This is a genomic window from Gilvimarinus gilvus, from assembly GCF_030518155.1.
In the GTDB taxonomy this organism is placed as follows: domain Bacteria; phylum Pseudomonadota; class Gammaproteobacteria; order Pseudomonadales; family Cellvibrionaceae; genus Gilvimarinus; species Gilvimarinus gilvus.
Map to the genome: position 1 here is coordinate 1 of NZ_JAULRU010000040.1, position 758 is coordinate 758.

The window sequence follows — 758 nt, forward strand, 5'->3', positions numbered from 1 at the left end:
CGCTCCTCTTCGGCGGAAATAGGGTAGGGCCGCTTGTAGCGGTCTACGCCGTAGTTCATCAGGGCATGGCAGGAGTCGATCAGGTCTTCCACGGCGTCAATGCCGTGGCGTTCCTCGCACTGCGCGATGTACTGCTTGGCGAACACCAGGTAGTCGATGATCGAGCTGGCATCCGTCCAGGTGCGGAACAGGTAGTTGCCTTTGAAGAAGCTGTTATGCCCATAGCAGGCATGGGCGATCACCAGTGCCTGCATGCACATGGTGTTCTCTTCCATCAGGTAAGCGATGCAGGGGTCGGAGTTGATCACGATCTCGTAGGCCAGGCCCATCTGGCCACGGCTATAGGACTTTTCCGTGCTGAGGAACTGCTTGCCGTAGGACCAGTGGTGATAGCCCAGCGGCATGCCGACGGAAGCGTAGGCGTCCATCATCTGCTCGGCCGTGATCACCTCGATCTGGTTGGGGTAGGTGTCCAGGGCGTAGCGCTCGGCCAGGCGGCTGATTTCCCGGTCGTAGGTCTGGATCAGTTCGAACGTCCATTCGGACCCGGTGGAAATGGGTTGGCGTCTCTGTGCTCTGGCGGTCATGTGGCTAACCTGCGCTGGAAGAGTTCACGGAAGACCGGGTAGATGTCGCCGGCCGATACCAGCTGCTGTTGGGCAAACGTGTCGGGGAAGGCCTCGCCGATGCGTTCGTATTCGTACCACAGCGCCTGGTGCTCACGGGGGGTGATTTCGACGTAAGTGTAGTACTGCACG

2 protein-coding genes are annotated in these 758 nt (G+C 59.6%); both read right to left on the reverse strand.

From position 1 onward, the window contains the following. On the reverse strand, positions 1-587 hold a 587-nt coding region (locus tag QWI17_RS00195; protein WP_302720490.1), incomplete at its 3' end, for a SpoVR family protein. Next, positions 584-757 (reverse strand): DUF444 family protein, encoded by a 174-nt coding sequence (locus QWI17_RS00200; RefSeq protein ID WP_441294570.1) that lies wholly within the window; start codon positions 755-757, stop codon positions 584-586. The genes QWI17_RS00200 and QWI17_RS00195, both read right to left, overlap by 4 nt. Position 758: the final 1 nt, after the last annotated feature.